The sequence below is a fragment of the Bradyrhizobium manausense genome (assembly GCF_001440035.1).
GTDB classification, from domain to species: Bacteria; Pseudomonadota; Alphaproteobacteria; order Rhizobiales; family Xanthobacteraceae; genus Bradyrhizobium; species Bradyrhizobium manausense.
The window spans coordinates 349,700-372,378 of the sequence record NZ_LJYG01000047.1; the positions used below are offsets into that span (position 1 = coordinate 349,700).

19 protein-coding genes (1 of these 19 cut by a window edge) are annotated in these 22,679 nt (G+C 63.1%); 10 read left to right on the top strand and 9 right to left on the bottom strand.

Going from position 1 to position 22,679, the window contains the following annotated elements:
• Positions 1-263 carry the start of a TRAP transporter substrate-binding protein gene (locus AOQ71_RS12825; RefSeq protein ID WP_057746759.1) on the bottom strand. The gene continues 826 nt to the left of window position 1, outside the view, so the window shows 263 of its 1,089 coding nt (coding positions 1-263); the start codon lies at positions 261-263; the stop codon falls past the left edge of the window.
• A 292-nt stretch (positions 264-555) separates the two neighbouring features.
• On the opposite strand from AOQ71_RS12825, the gene AOQ71_RS12830 reads away from it, so the two are divergent.
• Complete coding sequence (locus AOQ71_RS12830) at positions 556-2,274, top strand: sulfatase-like hydrolase/transferase (RefSeq protein WP_083514153.1); 1,719 nt, start codon at positions 556-558, stop codon at positions 2,272-2,274.
• A gap of 38 nt (positions 2,275-2,312) precedes the next feature.
• Here the strand turns inward: AOQ71_RS12830 and AOQ71_RS12835 are convergent, their stop codons facing one another.
• Complete coding sequence (locus AOQ71_RS12835) at positions 2,313-4,262, bottom strand: hybrid sensor histidine kinase/response regulator (protein ID WP_057746764.1); 1,950 nt, start codon at positions 4,260-4,262, stop codon at positions 2,313-2,315.
• 186 nt (positions 4,263-4,448) lie between these two features.
• On the opposite strand from AOQ71_RS12835, the gene AOQ71_RS45045 reads away from it, so the two are divergent.
• Complete coding sequence (locus AOQ71_RS45045; protein ID WP_157083497.1) at positions 4,449-4,796, top strand: hypothetical protein; 348 nt, start codon at positions 4,449-4,451, stop codon at positions 4,794-4,796.
• Here AOQ71_RS45045 and AOQ71_RS12840 read toward each other — a convergent pair.
• From AOQ71_RS12840 to AOQ71_RS12855, 4 genes are all read right to left on the bottom strand, one after another.
• Positions 4,756-6,063: an NAD(P)H-dependent oxidoreductase gene (locus AOQ71_RS12840; protein WP_057746767.1), complete on the bottom strand. Its 1,308-nt coding sequence runs from the start codon at positions 6,061-6,063 to the stop codon at positions 4,756-4,758. The two genes, AOQ71_RS45045 and AOQ71_RS12840, sit on opposite strands and share 41 nt — an antisense overlap.
• Before the next feature lie 138 nt (positions 6,064-6,201).
• A complete protein-coding gene (locus AOQ71_RS12845; protein WP_057746770.1) occupies positions 6,202-7,002 on the bottom strand; it encodes a phytanoyl-CoA dioxygenase family protein in 801 nt (266 codons plus the stop codon).
• A 362-nt stretch (positions 7,003-7,364) separates the two neighbouring features.
• The gene (locus tag AOQ71_RS12850) at positions 7,365-8,177 is read right to left on the bottom strand and encodes an alpha/beta fold hydrolase (protein WP_057746773.1); all 813 of its coding nucleotides are present in this window, start codon (positions 8,175-8,177) and stop codon (positions 7,365-7,367) included.
• A 2-nt stretch (positions 8,178-8,179) separates the two neighbouring features.
• On the bottom strand, positions 8,180-8,998 hold the full coding sequence (locus AOQ71_RS12855; protein WP_057746776.1) for an alpha/beta fold hydrolase: 819 nt from the start codon (positions 8,996-8,998) through the stop codon (positions 8,180-8,182).
• A 138-nt stretch (positions 8,999-9,136) separates the two neighbouring features.
• On the opposite strand from AOQ71_RS12855, the gene AOQ71_RS12860 reads away from it, so the two are divergent.
• Entirely contained in the window at positions 9,137-9,679 is a 543-nt protein-coding gene (locus AOQ71_RS12860; RefSeq protein WP_057746907.1) for a methylated-DNA--[protein]-cysteine S-methyltransferase, read from the top strand.
• Between the two features lie 141 nt (positions 9,680-9,820).
• On the opposite strand, the gene AOQ71_RS12865 is transcribed toward AOQ71_RS12860, so the two are convergent.
• Both AOQ71_RS12865 and AOQ71_RS12870 read right to left on the bottom strand, forming a co-directional pair.
• Positions 9,821-11,365, bottom strand: coding sequence for an acyl-CoA synthetase (locus AOQ71_RS12865; protein WP_057746779.1), 1,545 nt, complete (start codon positions 11,363-11,365; stop codon positions 9,821-9,823).
• A gap of 95 nt (positions 11,366-11,460) precedes the next feature.
• Positions 11,461-12,633 (bottom strand): acetyl-CoA C-acetyltransferase, encoded by a 1,173-nt coding sequence (locus tag AOQ71_RS12870; RefSeq protein ID WP_057746782.1) that lies wholly within the window; start codon positions 12,631-12,633, stop codon positions 11,461-11,463.
• 230 nt (positions 12,634-12,863) lie between these two features.
• Here AOQ71_RS12870 and AOQ71_RS12875 point away from each other — a divergent pair, with 230 nt between their 5' ends.
• The 7 genes from AOQ71_RS12875 to AOQ71_RS12905 all read left to right on the top strand — a co-directional run bounded on the left by AOQ71_RS12875 (position 12,864) and on the right by AOQ71_RS12905 (position 21,148).
• Positions 12,864-13,442 (top strand): TetR family transcriptional regulator, encoded by a 579-nt coding sequence (locus tag AOQ71_RS12875; protein WP_245316859.1) that lies wholly within the window; start codon positions 12,864-12,866, stop codon positions 13,440-13,442.
• Between the two features lie 55 nt (positions 13,443-13,497).
• Complete coding sequence (locus tag AOQ71_RS12880) at positions 13,498-14,256, top strand: SDR family NAD(P)-dependent oxidoreductase (RefSeq protein WP_057746786.1); 759 nt, start codon at positions 13,498-13,500, stop codon at positions 14,254-14,256.
• 180 nt (positions 14,257-14,436) lie between these two features.
• Complete coding sequence (locus AOQ71_RS12885) at positions 14,437-15,243, top strand: enoyl-CoA hydratase/isomerase family protein (protein WP_057746910.1); 807 nt, start codon at positions 14,437-14,439, stop codon at positions 15,241-15,243.
• Positions 15,244-15,287: 44 nt separating this feature from the next.
• Entirely contained in the window at positions 15,288-17,159 is a 1,872-nt protein-coding gene (locus AOQ71_RS12890; protein ID WP_057746789.1) for an AMP-binding protein, read from the top strand.
• 135 nt (positions 17,160-17,294) lie between these two features.
• Entirely contained in the window at positions 17,295-18,422 is a 1,128-nt protein-coding gene (locus AOQ71_RS12895; protein WP_057746792.1) for an acyl-CoA dehydrogenase family protein, read from the top strand.
• Between the two features lie 120 nt (positions 18,423-18,542).
• Positions 18,543-19,787, top strand: a complete 1,245-nt coding sequence (locus AOQ71_RS12900; protein ID WP_057746795.1) for an acyl-CoA dehydrogenase — start codon at positions 18,543-18,545, stop codon at positions 19,785-19,787.
• A gap of 116 nt (positions 19,788-19,903) precedes the next feature.
• A complete protein-coding gene (locus AOQ71_RS12905) occupies positions 19,904-21,148 on the top strand; it encodes an acyl-CoA dehydrogenase (RefSeq protein ID WP_057746798.1) in 1,245 nt (414 codons plus the stop codon).
• Between the two features lie 120 nt (positions 21,149-21,268).
• On the opposite strand, the gene AOQ71_RS12910 is transcribed toward AOQ71_RS12905, so the two are convergent.
• Positions 21,269-22,600, bottom strand: coding sequence for an IS1182 family transposase (locus AOQ71_RS12910; protein ID WP_057742559.1), 1,332 nt, complete (start codon positions 22,598-22,600; stop codon positions 21,269-21,271).
• Positions 22,601-22,679 lie beyond the last annotated feature (79 nt).

Here is a 22,679-nt window from a genome sequence, read left to right on the forward strand (position 1 = left end):
CCGTTCGAGACCGCGTCGAGCACCTGCAGGCCCGGGACGATCTCACCGGCTGCGAAGGGCTGGATCTGGAAACGGTTGTCGGTGATCTCGGCGACGCGCTTGCAGAAATATTCGCAGCCGCCATAAAGCGTATCGAGTGCCTTCGGCCAGCTCGCGGCGAGCCGCCATCGCACCTCCGGCATCGATTGCGCGATCGCCGGCGCAGCGACCACACTTGCGGCCAGGCCCAATCCGCCTGCCGTCAGGAATTTACGACGTTTCATGCGTGTCCCCTCTCTGTGGTGTCGATAGCTCGACGAGGGATCGCGATCTTGTCGTCGCTTTGCTCTTCGCCGGCGGCCGACGTGTGTCCGAAATTCAGAATTCCGGATCGTGGTCAGGATGACCAAAGCAAACCTGCAAATCAAGCGCACTTTGGTCGCCCCGGCGATCCCTCGTTTTGCCGGCGCCCGTCAATGCTGCGCTGCGAACGCCGCTTCCGTGGTTTTGCGGGTGTTCACTGCCAGGGCCACGGAAGAGAGGCGGCTGCCTTGAAGAACGGCAGATGATGCCCGGATGAATCCGAGCTCCCAAATTGCAAAATTCAAGAGCTCGGGGCATCCTCAATCCATGATTTTGATTTTCATTCTCGGAGCAGTCATTGCCGCCGTTGCGCTGACCGAACGGAGCGTTGAACATCTGCCGTTTGCGGTCGCAGCTCTTCTCTTCAATGCAGCCCTGCTGCTGGTTTTTGTGGCCGATGTCGAGCGAGCGATCCTGCTGTCCGGCCTGCTGGCCGTGGCGATATCAGGCATATCCTCAGTCAAATTCGACCACAGCGCGCTCAAGCTGACGGTTTCCGATCTGCCCCTGGCGTTTGCAGGCACGGTCCCGTTTTTTGTCCTGCAATACCCACGCATGATGCTGGGTGTTCTGGCCGCAGGCGCGCTGTTCGCCTTCGCCTCAAGCGCGGTTCTGCTCTATGGCGCGGGTTCTCCCATTCCCGTCACGCCTCGCGTTCTCTTGCTCCTGCTTGCGCTCATCGGCTTTGCCAAGGCTTGCGCGTCAAAGGGCGTTACGTCTTTGCGGCTCACTCTGACGCAAGGGCGGTGCTTCTACTCAACCTTCATGGCCTCGCTGGTCGACCCTGCTTGCTGGCGACAGTTCGGTGCGTTGGCGCTGAGCGATATCGCCAACGAACCGCTGCCCTTGCGGGAGGCCATGCCGGCGCGCTCCGCCTGTTCTCCCGACATTATCGTCATACAGCACGAGTCCGTCTTCGACCCGCGCATTTTCGGCCTTCCGGTCGATCCAACAGTCGAAGCCTTCCTGTCCCCGCCAGATGCGGAATTTGGCGGCCTGAACGTCGACATCTACGGCGGAGGATCGTGGCAATCCGAATTCAGCCTGCTGACCGGCCTCTCAAGTGCCAGCTTCGGTTCAAGCGCCTACTATCTCTTCAAGAAGGGCGCCGGCCGCTTTCATAGCAGCCTGCCGCGTTCGTTGGCCTCGCTCGGCTACCACTCGACATTGATTTCAAGCTGTCGCCGCGGATTTCTCAGCTACGATAAATTCTACAGTTCGATCGGTATCGACGACCGCATCTTCGTCGATGAACTTCCCCCGCCATTCGATCTCAGGCGTTTCGAGGCAACAAATTCCGACGCCGTGTTTCTGGATGCGGTCATCGCTGCGTATGCCAAGAGGGTCGCTCACGACCCGACGCCGAGATTTCTTTATGCGCTGACCAACTTCAATCACGGCCCGCACACTAGGCAGCTTGTGCCCTCAGGCCTTTTCGAGAGGGAACGCGCCTTTGCCATGGCCAGCCTCCCCAATGCCGGATATGCCGAATACTACACGCGACTGGCAGAGACCGCGTCAGCCTGGCAAACCGCCAGAGCCAGGCTGGCCAGCAGCTTCCCTGACCGGCCTGTTCTCATCGTGCATTACGGCGACCATCAACCCGTGCTGACGAAACAGATCGATCGACAGCTGAAACGACCGGAAGATGGGCGGAGCCCTTTTCGTACCTTCTACGCGATAGAAGCCCTCAATATCCCTCACTTCAGCCCCGGACCAGGCGCAGACCTCGATATCGCCTTCCTTGGTACTGTCGCGTTGCAACGGGCGGGCGTTGCGCTTGATCCGGTCTTCGCCACCCGTGCGAGCTTGATGGATGATTGCCGGGAAGCCTACTTCGCCTCAAGCTCCGAACGGAAACGGCGTTTCCATCGCACGCTCGTGGATCTGGGCCTCATAGACCTGATGCCGAACGCCCGGCAGGCTCGTTAAGATCGAGCCTCACTCCCCGTCAGGCTTTACCGCTCATTTCACCTTCGATCCAACAGCTCGCGAATCTTCAGCGCCAGCCTTGCCTGAGTGACGGGCTTTTCCAGCAGTTCCACGCCCTCGTCGAGCCGCCCCTGGTGAACGACGGCGTTGCGCGAGTAACCTGTCATGTAGAGAATCTTGAGTTTGGGCCTGATCTGCTGCGCGCGCCGTCCCAGATCGCGACCGTTGATGCCGGGCATGACGACATCGGTCAGAAGCAGATCGACCTGCTGATCTTCCTGCAACAAAATGGTCAAAGCGGCCTGCGCGCTGCTGGCAGACAAAACCCGATAATTGAGATCCCGCAGGACGTCCGAAACGTAGGTCCTGAGATCGGGATCGTCTTCGACGACGAGAATGGTCTCTACAGCGACGCCTTCCGCCACGAACTCGTCCGCAGGCTCGGAACTGGGCTGTGCACTGCCCGCGTAACGCGGGAAATACATCTTGATGCTCGTGCCTTCCCCGACCTCGCTGTAGATCTTCACATGTCCGCCGGACTGTTTGACGAAACCATAGACCTGGCTCAGTCCAAGCCCGGTCCCCTGCCCAGGCTCCTTGGTGGTAAAAAACGGCTCAAATGCATGATTAAGGACCTCCGGCGTCATGCCGGAGCCGGTATCACTCACGCAGATAGCGACATATTGGCCGGCTGCGAGCTCCGGGTTGACACGCGAATAGTCTTCGTCAGCGGAGACATTGGCCGCCTCGATGGTCAGCTTCCCGCCGTCGGGCATCGCATCACGGGCATTGATCGCAAGGTTGACGATCGTCGATTCCAGGTGGTTCACGTCCACTTCGATCTGCCAAAGACCGGCGCCGCCCACCGTCTGCACTTCGATGCGTTCACCTAAAGTGCGCTGAAGGAACTCCTGCAGGCCACTCAGGAAGCCGTTGAGATTGATCGGCTTGGGATCGAGCGCCTGACGGCGCGAGAAGGCGAGCAACCGAGATGTCAGCGCGGCGGCCCGCTGAGCGCCGCGCTTCGCATTTGCCAGCGCGCGATGGAGATTCGGTGCTCCGACGTTGCGGCTGTTGCGCTCTGCATTCTCGAGGTTTCCCAGCACGATCATCAGAAGATTGTTGAAGTCATGCGCGATGCCTCCGCTGAGCTGTCCGACCGCCTCGAGCTTCTGGGATGCAACGAGTTGCTCCTGGACCCGGTGCAGCTCGTCCTGGGCCTGCTTCCGGTCGGTGAGATCACGCGTGACTTTCGCAAAGCCGATGATCGTGCCGCTCTCGTCGGTAATCCTGTCGATGACGACCGAGGCCCAGAAGCGCGTGCCGTCCTTGCGCAAGCGCCAGCCCTCGGCTTCGAACCGACCTTTTTCGGCGGCCTCCTTCAGCGCCAGTTTCGGCACTTCTTTTTCAAGATCCTCGGGCGTGTAGAAGGTGCTGAAATGCCGGCCGATGATCTCCTCCGGCCGATAACCCTTGATGCGCTCGGCTCCGGGATTCCAGGTCGCGACATGTCCGGAGGGATCGAGTTGAAAAATCGCGTAGTCGACGACGGCTTCAACGAGCCGGCGATATCGTCGTTCGCTTTCCAGCAGGTCGTTACGGGCCTGCTGCCGCTCGGTGATGTCTCTCGTCACCTTCGCGAACCCGATCAGACCGCCTTCCTCGTCACGGATGGCATCGAGAACGACGAGCGCCCAGAAGCGGCTGCCATCTTTTCTGACGCGCCAGCCTTCAGTGGCAAACCTTCCTGTCTCCGCGGCGGTTGCCAGCGCCTTGGACGGCAAATCCTTCTGCCGATCTTCGGGGGTGTAAAAGGTCGAAAAAGGCTTCCCTATGATCTCATCGGCGGCATAGCCCTTGAGGCGTTCAGCGCCCCTGTTCCAGGTCCTGACACGGCCGTCGGTATCCAGCATGAAGATGGCGTAGTCGATGATCCCGTTGATCAGCAACTCAAGGCTTTGGGGATCCGCGGCGGCGGTCGTTTTCATTCAAGGGGACTCTGGAGACGGAACGGGGCTAACTCCCAGCCGCGGAATAGGTTCCCGCGCAGGAATGTCTGCTTGTTCCTTGAAGGCAAGGGTTGATGGAGGTGAGCGCAAACAGGGGCAGCTCATTCAGCTTGATGCACACTGATCCAAGGTCGGGCGAGCGTCGTATAGCAGACGGAGGCTCGAATGAAGCGCGACAACGTCCTGCAATTCCCTGCTCCCGGCCACGATCTGTCATCCGATGCCTTTGTTTCCGAGCTCACAAGGCTCTGTGATGAGTTGGCATCCGAACTCTCGTATGGAGCAGAGTCTGGCGGGTTCGGCGACCAACTGATGCGCATCGAGAAATCAAGTATTCTGCTTGCAAGCATCAGTCAGCTGGTGTCGCGGGGCGGCGACCGTCTACGCGCAGCTCAGTCATTCGAGCGGATCATGCATGCAGTCGCCGAGTTGCGCTCCGAGTTCGAGGGATGTGTCTCGCAAGATCTGGTTGCTACTTCGCGAACGCCGCCTCCATCGCCTTCCGTGTCCTGATCGTCTCGTTGTTCGCGTCGAACTCGACGTCGTTCCAGCGCACGATCTCGCCATGGGCAACGTCGTGCTTCAGCTTGAGACGATGGGCGAGGCCGATCGGCAGGGCGCCGGCTTTCAGGCTCGCGGCCGCCGGCACCAGCTTGCCCCACACGGTGTAGCCGCCTTCGCCGTCGAGCATTTCGCCGGCGCGCAAATTGCGCTTGGCGACGGACGCGACATCGCCGCGGAAGCCGAAAGGTTGCCCGGTCGGCTCGCCCCGCAGCGCCGCCGACAGCACCGAGATGTTCAGCTCGAGCCCGATCAGATGATAGGGCTTGTACATCGCCGCAAAGCGTCCGCTGGCATCGGTCTTCAGGCCATATTGCTTGAAACAGTCGGCGGCGTAATCATTCGGCGCCTCCAGCACGACATAGACGCCCCAGCGCAAATCGCGGAACACCGGCCGGCCGTCGCGCTCCAGCGAGGAGACCACTTCCACCACGCCCGGCCGCTCCAGCACGCCGCCGCGCGACCGTGGCCGCATGATGTGCGGCAAATCGTCGACGCCGCAGGGCGGAAACAGAAGTCCCTCCGAGGGCACGTCGAGGGCGCAGGCATTGGCAATCGCTGCCATCTCGATCGCCGATTTGGTGCCGTCGAGGAAGGAGTTGAACATCTGCGGGTTCATGCCGGCCGACTGGGCTTCGCCGGCGGTGAGACCATAATGCTGCCAGACGCCGTCAGGCGTCACGTCGTGATAGGCGGGCAGATATTTAGTGCCCTTGCCGGCGGCGACGACGCGAAAACCGGTGGCGCGGGCCCAGTCGACCATCTCCGCCGTCAGCGCCGGCTGGTCACCATAGGCGAGCGAGTAGACCACGCCCGCTTTGCGCGCCTCCTCGGCAAGCAGCGGGCCGGCGAGCACGTCGGCCTCGACATTGACCATCACGATATGCTTGCCCGCCGCGATCGCGGCGCGCGCATGGCGGATGCCGACGGCCGGATTGCCGGTCGCCTCCACCACCACCTCCATCGCGCCGCCGGCAATCGCACGCGTGCCGTCATCGGTGAAAACGGTTGCGGCGATCCGGTCGGCGCTCCAGCCGACAGTGCGGCAGGCCTCGCGCGCACGCTCGCGGTCGATGTCGACTATAACAGGCACCTCCAGTCCCGGCGTGTGCGGCACCTGCGCCAGAAACATCGAGCCGAACTTGCCGGCGCCGATCAGCGCGACACGGACAGGCTTGCCGGCGGACGCGCGGGCTTGCAGGAGGCGGAAGAGGTTCATGGGGGATGTCCTACGTACAACAACTAAGGCTCGTCGTCCCGGGGCGCGCGAAGCGCGAGCCCGGAATCCATCGGGCCGCAGAGACGGGGGATAAATGGATTCCGGGCTCGACGCCACGCGTCGCCCCGGAATGACAGTTCACTCCGCCGCCTGTCGCGGTGCCCGCGCCAGCCGCACCAGCGCATCATCATCCACCGTCTTGATCGGCGTGAAGTCGCGATGGGCGATATACTCGGGGCGCGTCGGGTTTCGGATATAGTTCGAGACCGCGTTCAGGGTCAGGTACACGATCTTGCGCGGGTAGGGCGTGATGTTGCCGCTGGAGCCGTGCACCAGATTGCCGTGGAACATCAGCATGCCGCCTCCCTTGCCGGTCGGCGCGACAATGCCGCCCTGCTTGACGAGGCGCGTCACGGTGTCCTCATCCAGCGTCCACAGCGGGTAGGACGTCGTGGCGAGGTCGTGCGAAGCCTCGAGATCGCCGGCATTCTGGCTGCGCGGCACCAGCATCAAGGGGCCGTTGATCGGCATCACCTCGTCGAGGAAGATCGCAATGTTCATCGCGCGCGGCTCCGGCATGCCGTCGTCGCGCTTCCAGGTGCCGTAATCCTGGTGCCATTGCCAGACGTCGCCGGTGAAGGCCGATTTCGCGTTGATCTTGAACTGGTGCATGTAGACAGGCTCGCCAAACACCTGCTCGACCGGCTCGATCATGCGCGGATGTGCGCCGAGGATGCGGAATGCCTCGTTGTAGAGATGCGCGGCAAACGCCGTGCGCGGCGCGCCGCTCTTCTCGCGCCAGACCTCGGGCCGGTTGGCATCGTAAATGCCGACCGCCTCGCGCGCCAGGAGATCGACCTCTTCCTGGCTGAACAGTTCGGGCAGAAACAGCCAGCCCTCGCGGTGGAAGAACTCCAATTGCTCCTGGGACAGTTTCATGGGTCTCCTCCTGTTTTGTCGATTTTGCTTTTGTTCGTCGTTCCGGGGCGATGCGCAGCATCGAACCCGGAACCTCGAGATTCCGGGTCGCGCTATCGCGCGCCCGGAATGACGGCGCGCTTGCCGCTACGCCGCCACCTCGTCCGTCGCCCTCAATCTCTCCTCAGTCATCCGTCCCGCCGTCTGCGCATGCGCGAGCGCGGCGCGTTCGGCCGCATCTAATACGGAATTCCGTAGTCAACGATATCGCCGGAGGGAGGGCCGTCAATCATTGGCGGTTTTGGCTACGTAAGCCCTTGATTTTATTGATGCGGTCTACTGTGCATGGGGTTGTTTTCGAAGTTGTGGGACAGCGCCGGGCGCTACTCCGCCAAAAACCGATCCACCACTTCGCAAAACTCCAGTGGCGCCTGCTCGAACATCCAGTGTCCGGCGTTGGGGATCACCGCCGTCTTGGCGCCCGCGATGTGCTCCGCCAGCACGCGCCATATCACCGACAGACTTCCCGTCGTTGCGCCGCCGCCGATCAACAGCGTCGGCGTCCTGATCGCCTGCGCATCGCTGCGCGTGTAGGGCCGGCGCTGCTCGTTGATCTGGCCGAGGAAGGTCGGCGTGTTGTCGCGCAATTGCTGCTTTGCCGCCGCCGGTACGCGCCGCCACGAGCCGTCGCCTTCGATACCCTCATAGAAGTTTTGCAGCGCGCCTTCGATGTCGCCGGCACAGATCATCTCGACCGAACGCGTCGTCTTGGCCGCGAGCGGTGGATACGCCGGCGTGCCTTCCGGCAGTGGCAGGCTGGCGTCGAGATCGCCGCCCGGCTCGGCCAGCACCAGTTTGCGCAACAGATCAGGCCGCGCCTGTGCGAGGCGAAACGCGATGTGCCCGCCGCGCGAATGGCCCATCAGGTCGACCGGGCCCGGCTTGACCTGCTCGATGAAGGCCATCACGTCGGAGACGTGCTGCGCCATCTTGTAGTCGTCACCGACGGCATCCCAATGTTCAGGAAAGAAATGCCGCAGGCTGACTGCGATCACACGATGATTTTTCGACAGCGGGCCGAGCACCGAATACCAGGTGCGGAAATCCCCGAGCGTGCCGTGCACGCAGAGCAGCGGGGGGCCCTCGCCAACTTCGAGATAGGCCATGTCGTAACCGTTGACGCGAAAGCTCTGCATGATCAGCTCGCCAGAAAGTCCAGGACCACTTCGGAATATTTCTGCGGCGCCTGCTCGAACATCGGATGCGTCGCGTTCGGGATGATCGCCGTCCTGGAGTAGGGCACATGCGCCGCGAGCGCGTGCAGCACCTTCGGCAGCAGGCCCTTGGTCCGCGCGCCCAGGATGAACAGCGTCGGCATTTTGATGGATTCAGCATCCGCCTTCGAGAACGGCGGCCGCTTGTCGCGGACCTGGCCGATCAGCGTATACGCATTGTCACGCAGATTCTGCTTCACCATCGCCGGCAATCGCGGCCAGGTGCCGGGCCCTTCCAGCGTGTCGACGAACACCGCAAGCCCGCCATCGACATCGCCGGCCGCGATCTTCTCCGCCGAGGCCGTGAACCGCGCCAGCAGCGGCGAAGGCCCGCCGGCATAGTCTGGATCGAGGCTTGCATCGAGCTCGCCGCCAGGCTCGGCCAGCACCAGCCGCCGCAGCAGATCGGGCCGCTGCTGCGCGACGCGGAAGCAGATGTGGCCGCCGCGGGAATGGCCCATCAGATCGACCGGACCGAGGTCCAGCTTCTCGATGAAGGCGATGACATCACTGACATGCTGGGCAATCGAATAGGTGTCGCCGACGCCATCCCACTTTGCCGGGAAGAAGTGCCTCAGGCTGGGGACGATCATCCGATGCCGCTGCGTCAGCGGGCCGAGTACGCAGCCCCAGACGCGGAAGTCGGAGAGCGAGCCATGCACGCAGACCAGCGGCGGCTTGCCCTTGTCTTCGCCCACGTCGAGATAGGGCATGTCGTAACCGTTGACGTGCAGGCTTTGCATTGGGGGCTCGCGAAAGAGGGCGGAACTCCTGTGCAAGATTCCCGGAAACCGGGTGGATCGCAACTATTTCCAAGCCTAGATTTAGGCGGAGAACACAATGGGGGCATGCGAGAGGGACGCAAGCTCAGGAACCAAGTCATGACCGACCAGCATTTTGCCCTGTTCGAGACCAGGATCGGCCTCTGCGCCATCGCCTGGGGCCCGCGCGGCATCAACGGCACGCAGCTGCCGATGGGCGGCGAGCAGAAGATCCGCACCCGCATCAGCCAGCGCCATGCCGACGCCACCGAAGCCGAGCCGACGCCTGAGGTGCAGCACGCCATCGAGCGCATGACAAAACTGCTCGCGGGCGAGCACGACGACCTCACCGATATCGAGCTCGATCTCGACGGCGTGCCCGAATTCAACCGCGGCGTCTACGAGATCGCGCGCGCCATCCCGCCTGGCAAGACCATCACCTATGGCGACATCGCCAAGCAATTGGGCGGCGTGCAGCTGTCGCGCGACGTCGGCCAGGCGCTCGGCCGCAATCCGTGCCCGATCGTCGTGCCCTGCCATCGCGTGCTCGCGGCCGGCAACAAGCCCGGCGGATTCTCGGCAAATGGCGGCGTGGTGACGAAGCTGAAGATGCTCGAGATCGAAGGCGCGCTTGTGAACCACACGCCGAGCCTGTTTGATTGAGGCTACGGGCACCGACATCGTAGGGTGGGTTAGCCCTGCGGATGTGCGAAGCACATCTGCTCGGCGTAACCGACCACTTCTGCTCCCGCGGAAACGAAAGAGGTGGGTTACGCCTTCGGCTAACCCACCCTGCCAACCCCGCTAAATCTTCGCCACCGTCTTCGGCCAATACCGGTCGCGCAGATGCCGTTTCACCAGCTTGCCCGTCGGCGTGCGCGGCAGCTCGGCTTCGAAGTCGATCGAGCGCGGGCACTTGATGGCGGAGAGACGCGTCCTGCAATAGGCGATCAGCTCCGCCTCGAGCGCCTTGCCGGCGCGTTTCATGTCGTGCGGCTGCACCACGGCCTTGACCTCTTCGCCCATCTCCTCGTTCGGCACGCCGAACACGGCGACGTCGGCAACCTCGGGATGGGTGATGAGTACATCCTCGGTCTCCTGCGGGTAGATGTTCACGCCGCCCGAGATAATCATGTAGGACTTGCGGTCGGTGAGGAACAGGAAGCCATCTTTGTCGAGATAGCCGACATCGCCGAGCGTCGACCAGCCCTTGGCGTTGTAGGCCTTCTTCGTCTTGTCGGGGTCGTTGTGATAGGTAAACGCGGGCGCGTCGGCGAAATAGACCGTACCGATCTCGCCGACCGGCTGTTCCTCATCGTTCTCGTCCAGGATCTTGATCTTGCCGACCACGGCGCGGCCGACGCTGCCGCGATGCTCCAGCCATTGCTGCGAATTGCAGACGGTGACGCCGTTGCCTTCCGAGCCCGCGTAATACTCGATCAGGATCGGCCCCCACCACTCGATCATTTTTGCTTTGACGTCGACCGGGCAGGGTGCGGCGGCGTGGATCGCGCCCTTCAAGGTCGAGACATTGTACTTGGTGCGGACCTCATCCGGCAGCTTCAGCATGCGCACGAACATGGTCGGCACCAGCTGCGATTGCGTGACCTTGTATTTCTCGATGAGCTTCAAAAAGTCCTCGGCGTCGAAATGTTCCATGATGATCGAGGTGCCGCCGAGCACGATCGCCATCATGTTGAAGCGCAGCGGAGCTGCATGATAGAGCGGCGCCGGCGACAGATAGGTGCTCTCGGCGTTTATGCCGCACATGTCGGCGCAGAGCACCCGCAGGAACGCGTTCGGCACGTCGATCTTGTTACCCTCGAAGGCTTTCTTGATTCCCTTGGGTCGACCCGTCGTACCCGATGAATACAGCATGTCGTAACCGGCGACTTCGTCCGCGATCGGCGCGGTCGGCTGCGCCGCGGCTTCCTTGTCGTAGGAGCGGAAGCCGGGCAGCGGTTCGTCGACCATGTAGAAGATGGGCTCGCCCGGCTTGCCCTTGATCAGGTCCTTGATCTGCTCGGCGCATTTCGGCGTGGTGATCACGACCTTGGCGCCGCAATCGCCGATGATGTAGTCAATCTCGTCCTGCTTCAGATAGCGGCTGATCGCGGTGTAATAGAGCCCGCTGCGTTGCGCCGCCCAGCAGATCTCCATGAAGGCGAGGCGGTTTTCCATCAGCAGTGCGATGTGATCGCCGGCCTTCAGCCCCAGCGAGCGGAACAGCTGCGCGCCCTGGTTCGAGAGTTCGTCGAGTTCGCGATAGGTAATCGCCTTGCCGGTCCCGGCCATCTGGTAGGCGATCTTGTCGGGCGTGGTCTTTGCGTGGATGGACGGATGGGTCATGCTCGAGATCTCTCACCAATAACGGTGTCATCCCGGCCTAGTGCGCAACCGCGCACTCGGCCGGGACGACACCGTTTGTGTAGCGACGCCTCGGCCTACAGCCGCTCCACAATCGTCACATTCGCCATGCCGCCGCCTTCGCACATGGTCTGCAGACCATAGCGCTTGCCGCGCTGGTGCAGGGCGTGAACCAGCGTCGTCATCAGCTTGGTGCCGGAGCCGCCGAGCGGATGGCCGAGCGCGATGGCGCCGCCGTTGACGTTGAGGCGGGCGGGATCAGCGCCGGTGGTCTTCAGCCAGCCTGTCGGCACCGAGGCGAAGGCCTCGTTGACCTCGAACAGGTCGATGTCGTCGATCGTCATGCCGGCCTTATCCAGCGCCTTCTTGGTGGCGTGCAGGGGCGCATCGAGCATGATGACGGGATCGCCGCCGGTCATGGTCATGTGGTGGATGCGTGCGAGCGGCTTGACGCCGAGCTGCTTGAGGCCGCGCTCGTTCACCACCATGACGCCGGAGGCGCCGTCACAGATCTGGCTGGCGCTGGCTGCGGTGAGCTTACCGTTCTCGGCGATCAACTTGACGCCCTTGATGCCCTCGAGCGTGGCATCGAAGCGGATGCCCTCGTCGATGTGGTGGGTATCCTTGGAGCCGTCGGCTCTGACGATCTCGAGCGGCACAATCTCCTTCTTGAAGTGGCCGGCTTGCGTCGCTGCGATCGCGCGCTGATGGCTCTGGAACGAATATTCGTCGAGATCATCCTTCGACAGGCCGTACTTCTCGGCCATCATCTCGGCGCCGGTGAACTGGCTGAACACGATGTTCGGATATCTCTTCTCGATGCCAGGGCTCTTGTAATTGCCAAAGCCGTTCTTGGCCGGCAGCTGTGACGACAGGCCCATCGGCACGCGCGTCATCGATTCCACGCCGGCCGCGATCACCACGTCCATCGTGCCGGACATCACGGCTTGCGCGGCGAAGTGCAGTGCCTGCTGCGAGGAGCCGCATTGGCGGTCGATCGAGGTGCCGGGCACGCTCTCCGGCAGCTTCGAGGCCATGATCGCATTGCGCGCGACGTTGTTGGACTGCTCGCCGACCTGCATCACGCAGCCCATGATCACGTCCTCGACCAGGGCCGGATCAACCTTGGTGCGATCGACCAGCTCGTCCAGCACCTTCGCGGCCAGATCGGCCGGATGCCAGCCGGCGAGGCGGCCCCCCTTGCGCCCGCCGGCGGTCCGCGCAGCGGCGACGATATATGCCTCGGCCATTTCGGTCTCTCCCAGGATTGTTCTGAATTGGGTTGTGGGGGTTTTAAGGGGTAGGCTATGATTTAGTCAATCGATCAATTAACTCTTGTGGGGAGGCGCTGCTTGGGCTTATCTGCCGCCCGCCTCAAGTGGCGAGAGCAAGGATCTCCGTGAATACCAGCGTACCGAACAGGCTTCCGAGCGGTAAGAATTCCACGGCAGAGAAATTGCTCGTGGCCGCGAGCGAGCTGATGATCGAACGTTCGTCGATCGAGATCTCGCTGTCCGACATCGCCCAGAAATCCGGCGCCAACGCCGCGCTGGTCAAATATCATTTCGGCAACAAGGACGGTCTGCTGCTGGCGCTGCTCGCGCGCGATGCCGCGACCGAAATGTCCAACCTCGAATACCTTCTGGCGCAGCCGATCACGGCGACGGCGAAGCTGAAGCTGCACATCGCCGGCATCATCCGCGCCTATCACCGGTTCCCCTACATGAACCGGCTGATTCACTATCTCCTGCATGAGAGCGAGGCGGGCTCTGCCGACGAAGTGTCGAAGTTTTTCGTCGCGCCATTGCTCGACTTTCACCGCCGGCTGCTCGCTGAAGGCGTCAGCCGCGGCGAGTTTCGTCAGACCGACCCGGTGCTGTTCTACACCAGCCTGATCGGCGCCTGCGATCACCTGTTCTTCGGCCGGCACGCGATGTCTCGCGCGACCGGCGTCGGCCCGGTCACCGAGGAAGTCTGCCGGCAATACATCAAGCACATGGAGACGCTCATCTGCGGCGGCATCCTCACACAAGCCGGGGAAGCTGCAGCTGCCGGATAATCCGGTCGAAACTTTCAAGTCTAGAGAAGAAACGCCCAAGGAAAGGTAGATTGCGATGGAATTGAAAGACGTAGCCGTTCTCATCACCGGGGGTGGTTCGGGTCTCGGCGAAGCCACGGCCCGCGCCATGGCGGCCAAGGGCGCCAAGATCGGCGTGATCGACCAGAACAAGGAGAATGCCGAGAAGGTCGCTGCGGAAGTGAAGGGCGTCGCGCTTCATGCCGACGTCACCAGCGAGGAGCAGATCAAGGCGGCGATCGCGAAGGCGGAAGCCGCGCATGGTGTCGCCCGCGTGCTGATGAACTGCGCTGGCATCGGCGGTTCACAGCGCATCGTCGGCCGCGACGGCGTCTACCCGCTGGAAAAGTTCGCGCGCATCATCAACGTCAACCTGATCGGCACATTCAACTGCCTGCGTCTGTTCGCCGAGCGTCTCGTCACGATCGAGCCCATCGGTGAAGAGCGCGGGGTTATCATCAATACGGCGTCGGTGGCCGCCTATGAAGGCCAGATCGGTCAGATCGCCTATTCGGCCTCGAAGGGCGGGGTTGTCGGTTTGACTTTGCCTGCCGCGCGCGACCTCGCCAGCCAGAAGATCCGTGTCAACACCATTGCGCCCGGCCTGTTCTTCACGCCGCTGCTGATGGGGCTGAACGAGGAAGCCCGCAAGAGCCTCGGCGCCCAGGTGCCGCATCCCTCGCGCCTCGGCGATGCCAAGGAATACGGCGCGCTCGCCGTGCACATGGTCGAGAACGCGATGCTCAACGGCGAGACCATCCGCCTCGACGGCGCCATCCGTATGGCTCCGCGGTAACTCCGCTGTCGTCCTGGCCTGTGCGCAATGGCGCACAGGAGCCAGGACCCATGACCACCGGCGCTCGTGGTTGAGCGCGCTCAATCGGCGCCGGTGGCCAACAATAAAAGCCTGTGGTTATGGGTCCTGGATCTGCGCTCGCTTTGCTCGCTTGTCCAGGACGACGATGGGGAGTTGTCGATGTCCCAACCGCTGCTGATCGAGCATGATGACGGCGTCGACCGGGTGACGCTCAATCGTCCTGATAGCCTCAATGCGCTCGATCCCGCACTGATCGATGCGCTCAATGTCTACTTCCAGGGACTGCAGCGCAACCGCGACACGCGCGTGGTCGTGTTGAAGGGCGCCGGCAAGAATTTCTGCGCAGGCCTCGATCTCAAGGCCGCGATGGCGCGGCGCGCCGGGCAGCACGAGCCGCCTGGTGTCACGGAGTCGCTGGATTCGCAGCGGCGCATCGCCGACATCGTGATGCTGATGCGGCGCTGTCCGCAGCCGATCATCTCGCTGGTGCAGGGCGCGGCGGCCGGCGGTGGCTTTGCGCTGGCGCTTGCTTCCGACATCCGCATCGCGACGAGATCGGCGCGGATGAACTGCGCCTTCATCAAGCTTGGCCTCGGCGGCTGCGATATCGGTACCAGCTATTTCCTGCCGCGGCTCGTCGGTGTCTCCGTGGCATCGGAGCTGATTCTGACCGGACGTTTCATCGGCGCCGAGCGCGCGCTTGCGGTGGGACTCGTCTCGGAGGTCGTCGACGAGGACAAGCTTGATGCTGCGGCTGAGCCCTACATCGATGCGATGATGACCGCGTCACCCGTGGGGCTACGGCTATCAAAGGAATGTCTCAACATGAGCGTCGATGCGGGATCGCTGGAAGCGGCGATCGCGATGGAGGACCGCAACCAGGTCCTGTGCAGCCGCTCCGAGGAATTTTCGGAAGGCATCAGGGCCTTCCTTGAGAAGCGAAAGCCTGTCTATATCAAGCGCTGAGACGAGAACGATCCGTAAAGGACAGTAATTCCGGGAGACGCAAAATGAGTGGAAGCGCGGCAGCGGTGATGGCGAGGCCCGCCTTTCGCAAGGTCGAGTGGCTGGCACGCGATATCGATGTCGAGCGCCGCGCCGACGGCACGGTGGTGCTGAAGTCGCGCATTCCCTTGCAGGCCTATGAGAAGCATCTTCCGGCCTCGCTGGCAAAATGGGCAAGGGAAGCGCCCGAGCGGATCTGGCTCGCGCAGCGCGGCGGCCCGAAGCGCGACTGGCGAAAAGTCTCTTACGGCGAAGCCAAGCGGACCGTCGATGCGCTGACGCAGGCACTGCTGAATCTCGAACTCGATGGGCGCCCGGTCGCGATCCTGTCAGGCAATTCGATCGAGCATGCGCTGATGACGCAAGCCGCGATGCAGGCGCGCGTCCCGGCAGCGCCGGTGTCGCCGGCCTACTCGTTGATGAGCCACGATCACGTCAAGCTGAAATATTTGTTCGACCTGATCAAGCCGCCTGTCGTGATGGTGCAGGACGGCCCGACCTTCGAGAAGGCGCTGAAGGCGATCGACCTCACCGGGGTCACGGTCGTTCACGTCGTGCGGCCTTGCGAGGGCGTCAAGAGCGTCAGTTTTGCCGAACTTGCCGCGACGCCGGTGACCAGCGACGTTGAGCTGTCGATCGCCGGCATCACGCCCGATACCATCGGCAAGCTGCTGTTCACGTCGGGCTCGACCGGCATGCCCAAGGCGGTCATCAACACGCAACGCATGATGTGCGCCAATGCGGCGATGATGATGCAGGTGCGGCCGCGCACGCCCGGCGGTCCGCTACCGGTCGTGCTCGATTGGATGCCGTGGAATCACACGATGGGCGGCAACGCCGCGTTCCATCCAGTGCTGATCGACGGTGGTACGCTCTACATCGACGACGGCCGGCCAGTGCCGGGTCAGCTGGAAGAGACCATCAGGAACCTGCGTGAGATCTCGCCGACCTATTACGCCAACGTGCCGGCCGGCTACGCCGCGCTCGCCGCTGCGATGGAGAAGGACGACGCGCTGTGCCGCTCGTTCTTCAAGAACCTGTCGATCATGGCCTATGGCGGCGCGCGGCTGCCTGATGATCTCTACGACCGCATGCAGGCGCTCGCGGTGAAGACCACCGGCGAGCGCATCGTGTTCTACACCGGCTGGGGCTCGACCGAGACCTCGCCGACCTCGACCGGCACCTATTGGGACACCGAACGCGTCGGCCTGATCGGCCTGCCGTTCCCCGGCGTCGAGTTGAAGATGGTGCCATGCGGCTCGAAATACGAGCTGCGGCTGCGTGGCGTCAACGTCACATCAGGTTATTTCGGCCAGCCCGATCTGACGAAGAAGATGTTCGACGAAGAGGGCTTTTACTGCATCGGCGATGCCGGCATCTTCGTCGACGACAACGATCCGGTGAAGGGCATCATCTTTGCCGGTCGCGTCGTCGAGGACTTCAAGCTCACCACCGGCACATTCGTGCATGTCGGCTCGCTGCGCACCGACGCGATCGCGGCGGCGACGCCGGTCGTCCATGACGCGCTGGTCGCGGGGCAGGATCGCGCCTTCATCGGGCTCCTTGCCTGGCCGAATCTGCATGCCTGCCGGCAGCTCGTCGGCAATGCCGAGCTCAGCTTCGAGGATGCGGTGAAGCATCCCGAGGTGATCGCCTGCTTCAAGCGCGGGCTGCAGGCCCATAACAAGGAATGCGAGGGCGCCAGCAGCCGCATCATTGCGCGCGCGATGCTGATGGCCGAGCCGCCTTCGATCGACGGCAACGAGCTTACCGACAAGGGCTACATCAACCAGCGCGCCGGCCTCGAGCGCCGCGCGGCGCTGGTGGAGCGGCTTTATGCGGACGAGCCCGACCAGGATGTGATCGTGCTGCGATGAATGCGACTGAATTCGTCATTCCGGGGCGCCGCGCAGCGGCGAACCCGGAATCTCGAGATGAGTGAGTGACCTCTAGATTCCGGTTCGCGACTGCGTCGCGCCCCGGAATGACAGCAAGAAAAAGGTAAGCCCGCCATGAACTTCGATTTCTCCGACGACCAGAAGCAGCTCCGCGACCAGGCGCGCAAATTCCTCGCCGAAAAATGCTCGTCCAAAGCCGTGCGCGTCGTGCTCGATGGCAAGGCGCCTTACGACAAGGAACTCTGGAAGGGGCTCGCCGAGATGGGCTTTCTCGGCGTCGCCATCCCCGAGGAGTTCGGCGGCGCCGGCGCCGGCCATCTCGAGCTTTGCGTGATCGCGGAGGAGATGGGCCGCGCCAATGCGCCGGTGCCGTTCTCCTCGACCGTCTATCTTGCCGCTGAAGCGCTGCTGATTGCCGGCAGCGACGCGCAAAAGAAGAAGTGGCTGCCCGCGATCGCGTCGGGCGAGGCGATCGGCACGCTGGCGCTGTTCGAGGGCAAGGGCAATCCCGCGCCCAAAAACGTCAAGCTGACGGCTGCGAGCGGCGTGCTCAACGGGGTGAAGAAACCGGTCGCGGACGGCGCGATCGCCGACTTCGCGGTGGTGGCTGCGCGTACTGGTTCGGGCGGGCGCGACAGCGATATCTCGCTGTTCCTGGTCGACCTGAAGGCAGGTGGCGTCGAGGTGAAGAGCCTCACCAATCTCGATCCGACCCGCGGGCAGGCGGAAATCACTTTCAAGGACTGCAAAGCAGAGCCGCTCGGTTCGGCTGGGGAGGGGTGGAGCATTCTCACCCGGATGCTTGACCGCGCCGCCGTGCTGTGTGCGTTCGAGCAGGTCGGCGGCGCAGACCGCGCGCTCGAGATGGGCCGCGACTACGCGCTCGACCGCATCGCCTTCGGCCGACAGATCGGCTCGTTCCAGGCGATCAAGCATATGCTCGCGGACATGTATGTCTCGGCGACGCTGGCGCGCTCCAACAGCTATTACGGCGCCTGGGCACTCTCGACCAACGCGGCTGAATTGCCGGAGGCGGCCGCCGCCGCGCGCATCAGCGCGACGCAAGCGTTTCAGCATTGCGCCAAGAACAACATCCAGGTTCACGGCGGCATGGGTTTCACCTGGGAGTTCGATTGCCACATGTACTACCGCCGCGCCAACGCGATGGCGCTCGGGCTCGGCAGCCTGTCCTATTGGGAAGACCAGCTGATCGAGCGCATGCGCAGGAAGAACGCGGCTTAGATTCTTGTCATTCCGGGGCGCGCGGAGCGCGACCCGGAATCTCGAGACGGGTCGATAACCTCTGGATTCCGGGTTCGATGCTTCGCATCGCCCCGGAATGACGGAAGAGAGAAAAGAACCATGAACTTCGACGACACCCCGCAGGAGGCCGAATTTCGCGCCACCGCTCGCGCCTGGATCAACGCCAATGCGCCCAAGCAGTACGAGGAGGAGCTGCGCAAATCCTCGCTGGGCCGCACCGTGCTCAAGAACGCAGACATTCTCGAGGTCGCGAAGGCTTGGCAGAAGAAGAAGGCCGACGCGGGTTGGGCCTGCCTGCATTGGCCGAAGGAATATGGCGGCCGTGGCTCATCGCCGATCGAGCGCGTGATCTGGCAGCAGGAAGAGGGGCCGTTTGGCCAGCTCTCCCGCATGTTCATCATCGGCCACGGCATGTGCGGGCCGACCATGATGGCGTTCGCGCGTGAGGAACATAAGCGCACTTATCTGCCGCCGCTCGCCTCCGGGGAGAAAGTGTGGTGCCAGCTGTTCTCCGAACCGGCCGGCGGCTCTGACGTCGCGGGCCTGCGCACGCGTGCCGAGAAGGACGGTGACGACTGGATCATCAACGGCCAGAAGATCTGGACCTCCGGCGCGCATTATTCCGATTATGGCATTCTGCTCACCCGCACCGATCCCACCGTGCCCAAGCACAAGGGCCTCACGATGTTCTTCCTGGACATGAAGAGCCCGGGTGTCGAGGTGCGGCCGATCAAGCAGGCGAGCGGCGCCTCCGACTTCAACGAGGTCTATTTCACCAACGTCCGCATCCCCGATCACCAGCGCCTCGGCGAGGTCGGCGACGGCTGGAACGTGTCGCTGACCACGCTGATGAACGAGCGCAGCGCCATCGGCGCGGCCGTCTCGACCGGTTTCCCGGAGCTGTTCGAATATTGCTCCAGCCTGATGCTCGACGACGGCCCTGCCATCGAGGATCGCGCGGTACGCTCGAAGCTGGCGAACTGGGCGGTGAAGGCGAGCGGGCTGAAATACACCAGCATGCGCGCCATCTCCGCGTTGTCGCGGGGTGAGCGACCGGGGCCGGAAAACTCCATCGGCAAGCTGGTCGCGGGCTCGATGATCCAGGACGTCGCGACCTACGCGCTGGATCTGCAAGGCGCGAGCGGCGTGGTCAGCGGCGAGGATGCCGAGCTCGCAGGCCGTTTCCAGGCGATGTTGCTGCGCGCGCCGGGCACGCGCGTCGAAGGCGGCACCGACGAGATCATGCGCAACATCATCGCCGAGCGGGTGCTGGGCCTGCCCGGCGACATCAGGGTCGACAAGGACGTGCCGTTCAACAAGATCCCGACGAGGGGAAGAAATTAGCCGTCATTCCGGGGCGATGCGAAGCATCGAACCCGGAATCTCGAGATGAGTAGGTAACCTCTGCATTCCGGGTTCGCGCGTTGCGCGCCCCGGAATGACAACAAAAGGGAAGCGCCATGAATTTCGACGACACCCCGCAGGAAGCCGCATTCCGCGAGACGGCGCGCCAATGGATCGCCGCCAATGCGCCGAAGGAGCTCGAAGAGGAGCTGTCCAAATCCTCGCTCGGCCGCATCAGGCTTGCCAAGCACGACATGGTCGAGGTCGGCAAGGCCTGGCAAAAGAAGAAGGCGGAGGGCGGCTGGGCCTGCCTGCACTGGCCGAAGGAATATGGCGGCCGTGGCGCGACGCCGATCGAGCGCGTGATCTGGCAGCAGGAAGAGGGCGTCTACGGCAAGCTGACGCAGCCGTTCCAGATCGGCGAGGGCATGTGCGGCCCGACCGTGATGGCCTGGGGCAGCGAGGACGCCAAGCGCCGGTACCTGCCGAAGCTTGCATCGGGCGAGGAGATCTGGTGCCAATTGTTCTCCGAACCGTCGGCCGGCTCCGACGTCGCGGGCTTGCGCACCCGCGCGGAGAAGAAGGGTGACGTCTGGGTCGTCAACGGCCAGAAGATCTGGACGTCGGGTGCACATTATTCCGACTATGGCCTGTTGATCGCGCGCACCGATCCGAACGTGCCCAAGCACAAGGGCCTCACCATGTTCTTCCTGGACATGAAGAGCCCCGGTGTCGAGGTGCGGCCGATCAGGCAAGCCAACGGCATGCAGGAGTTCAACGAGGTCTATTTCACGGATGTGGTGATATCAGACAGCCAGCGGCTCGGCGCCGTCGGCGAAGGCTGGAGCGTGTCGCTGACCACGCTGATGAACGAGCGAATGTCGATCGGTGCACGGCTTGCGACCGGCGTGCCTGAGATGTTCGAGTTCTGCTCCAACCTGATGCTGGAGGATGGTCTGGCCATCGACGATCCCGCGGTGCGCTCGAAGCTCGCGAGCTGGGCCGTGAAGTCGAGCGGGCTGAAATACACCAGCTACCGCGCCATCTCGGCGCTGTCGAAGGGCGAGCGGCCGGGACCGGAGAATTCGATCGGCAAGCTTGTCTCGGGCATGATGCTCCAGGACATCGCGACCTATGCCATGGATCTGCAGGGCGCGGCCGGCGTGCTCACGGGCAGCGACGAGGAGACGGTGCACGGCCAATTCCAGCAGATGCTGCTGTCCTCGCCCTCGATGCGCATCGCCGGCGGCACTGACGAGATCCTGCGCAACATCATCGCCGAGCGCGTGCTGGGATTGCCGGGCGATATTCGGGTAGACAAGGACGTGCCTTACAACAAGATCCCGACCAAGGGGCGGTGATGTGGCCATGGAATCGTAGAGCCTGTGAGTCATTTCCGCATTCGATATTAAAGAGTGGGTAGCGCCCGCGCTGATGTCGGGGGCCGTCGATGTCGAACCGCCGGGGGATGGCTGTGCTGTCTATGCTTTTGCCAGTTGGTGTCCTTGCAGGATGTTGTTGGTGAGGGCGTACCAGAGCACGACGGCACGGACCTTCTCGATGCCGCGCACGGTCAATTGCCTGAGGTCCCAGTTCCGCCACCGGGCATGGATGCATTCGCAGATCGTGCGGGCTTTGTACTGTGCCTTGCCGGCTTCGCTGGCCATGCGGGCCCGCCAGGCCGCGACGCCAGGACCGTCGCTGCTCCGAGGTAAAAAGGGATCGACACCGCTCCTGGAGTTGGGCGGAGGACAGTAGACCTCGACGCCTTCACCGTGCGCCCATTCGATGTCCTCGCCGCTGCAGAACCCGCCATCGGCGAGGTAGCGACGCGGCAAGCGCTTCAGCCGAGTGCGCGTTCGCTCCAGCATCGGCCGCATCAAGCCGCGATCTGATCCGTTGTTGTCGATGTCGACCGTGACCACGATCAGTTCGCCGGCCGCGCTGGCCACCTGCACATTGTAGGCGGGGCGGAAGCCGGCATCTGCCATCTTCATCACCCTTGCCTGCGGGTCGGTGGTGGAGGCCCGGGGCTCCTTCGGCTTTTTGCCATTGCCGCCTTTTTCGTCGAGTTGCTTGCGCTTCCGCTTGATCTCGTCCAAAGCCCTCTGCGCAGCCTGCACCCGCTCACTGCGTTCGCGTGCCGCGCGCTCTCTGGCCGCCCTGATACGCCGGCTGCTGGCTTCCGGATCCGCATCGACCTCGCGCTTGAGCTCTTCCACCACAGCCTTCGCTTGGGCCATCTGCCGGCCGAGCGTTGCCTCCCGCCGGAACGAGCCGGCCCCCGCATTCGCCCGTATCCGCACCCCGTCCTGGGTCAGCTTCTCCAGATCAATCAGCCCTGCCTCATTCAGAGCCACCAGATGTTCGACCAGCAAACGGTCCAGCAGGTCCGCGCAGCCGACCCGGAAATCCGACAGTGTGTGATAGTTCAAAGACACGCCGCCGCAGAGCCAGCGGTAGACGTCGTGACTGTCGCAGAGCCGATCCAACGCCCGCGCGCTGCCAACGCCATCGCTCGTGGCGTACAGCCAAAGCGCCAGCAGCAGCCGGGGTGATGGCGCCGGATGGCCCGGCCTGTTTTCCCGTGCCTTAACCCGATCTTCCAGCTCGCTCAGGTCGAGCCCCTCGACATAAGCCCAGATCACCCGGGCCAGATGATCCTGCCCGATCAGGCTGTCGATATCGACCGCCCGCAATTCGACCTGATTGCGCACGGGCTCGCGCAGCCGAGGTGCACCCCGCGGCACCGCTTCGGTTCGTGGCGCCGACTGATCCGGCAATTCGCCAAAAAGTCCCTCGTCAGCCATCATCCTCTCCAGCAGATCAGTCTGCCTAGAGAATCACATTCGCCCGACACGCGGTACAAAAGATTCACAGTCTCGTAGGGTG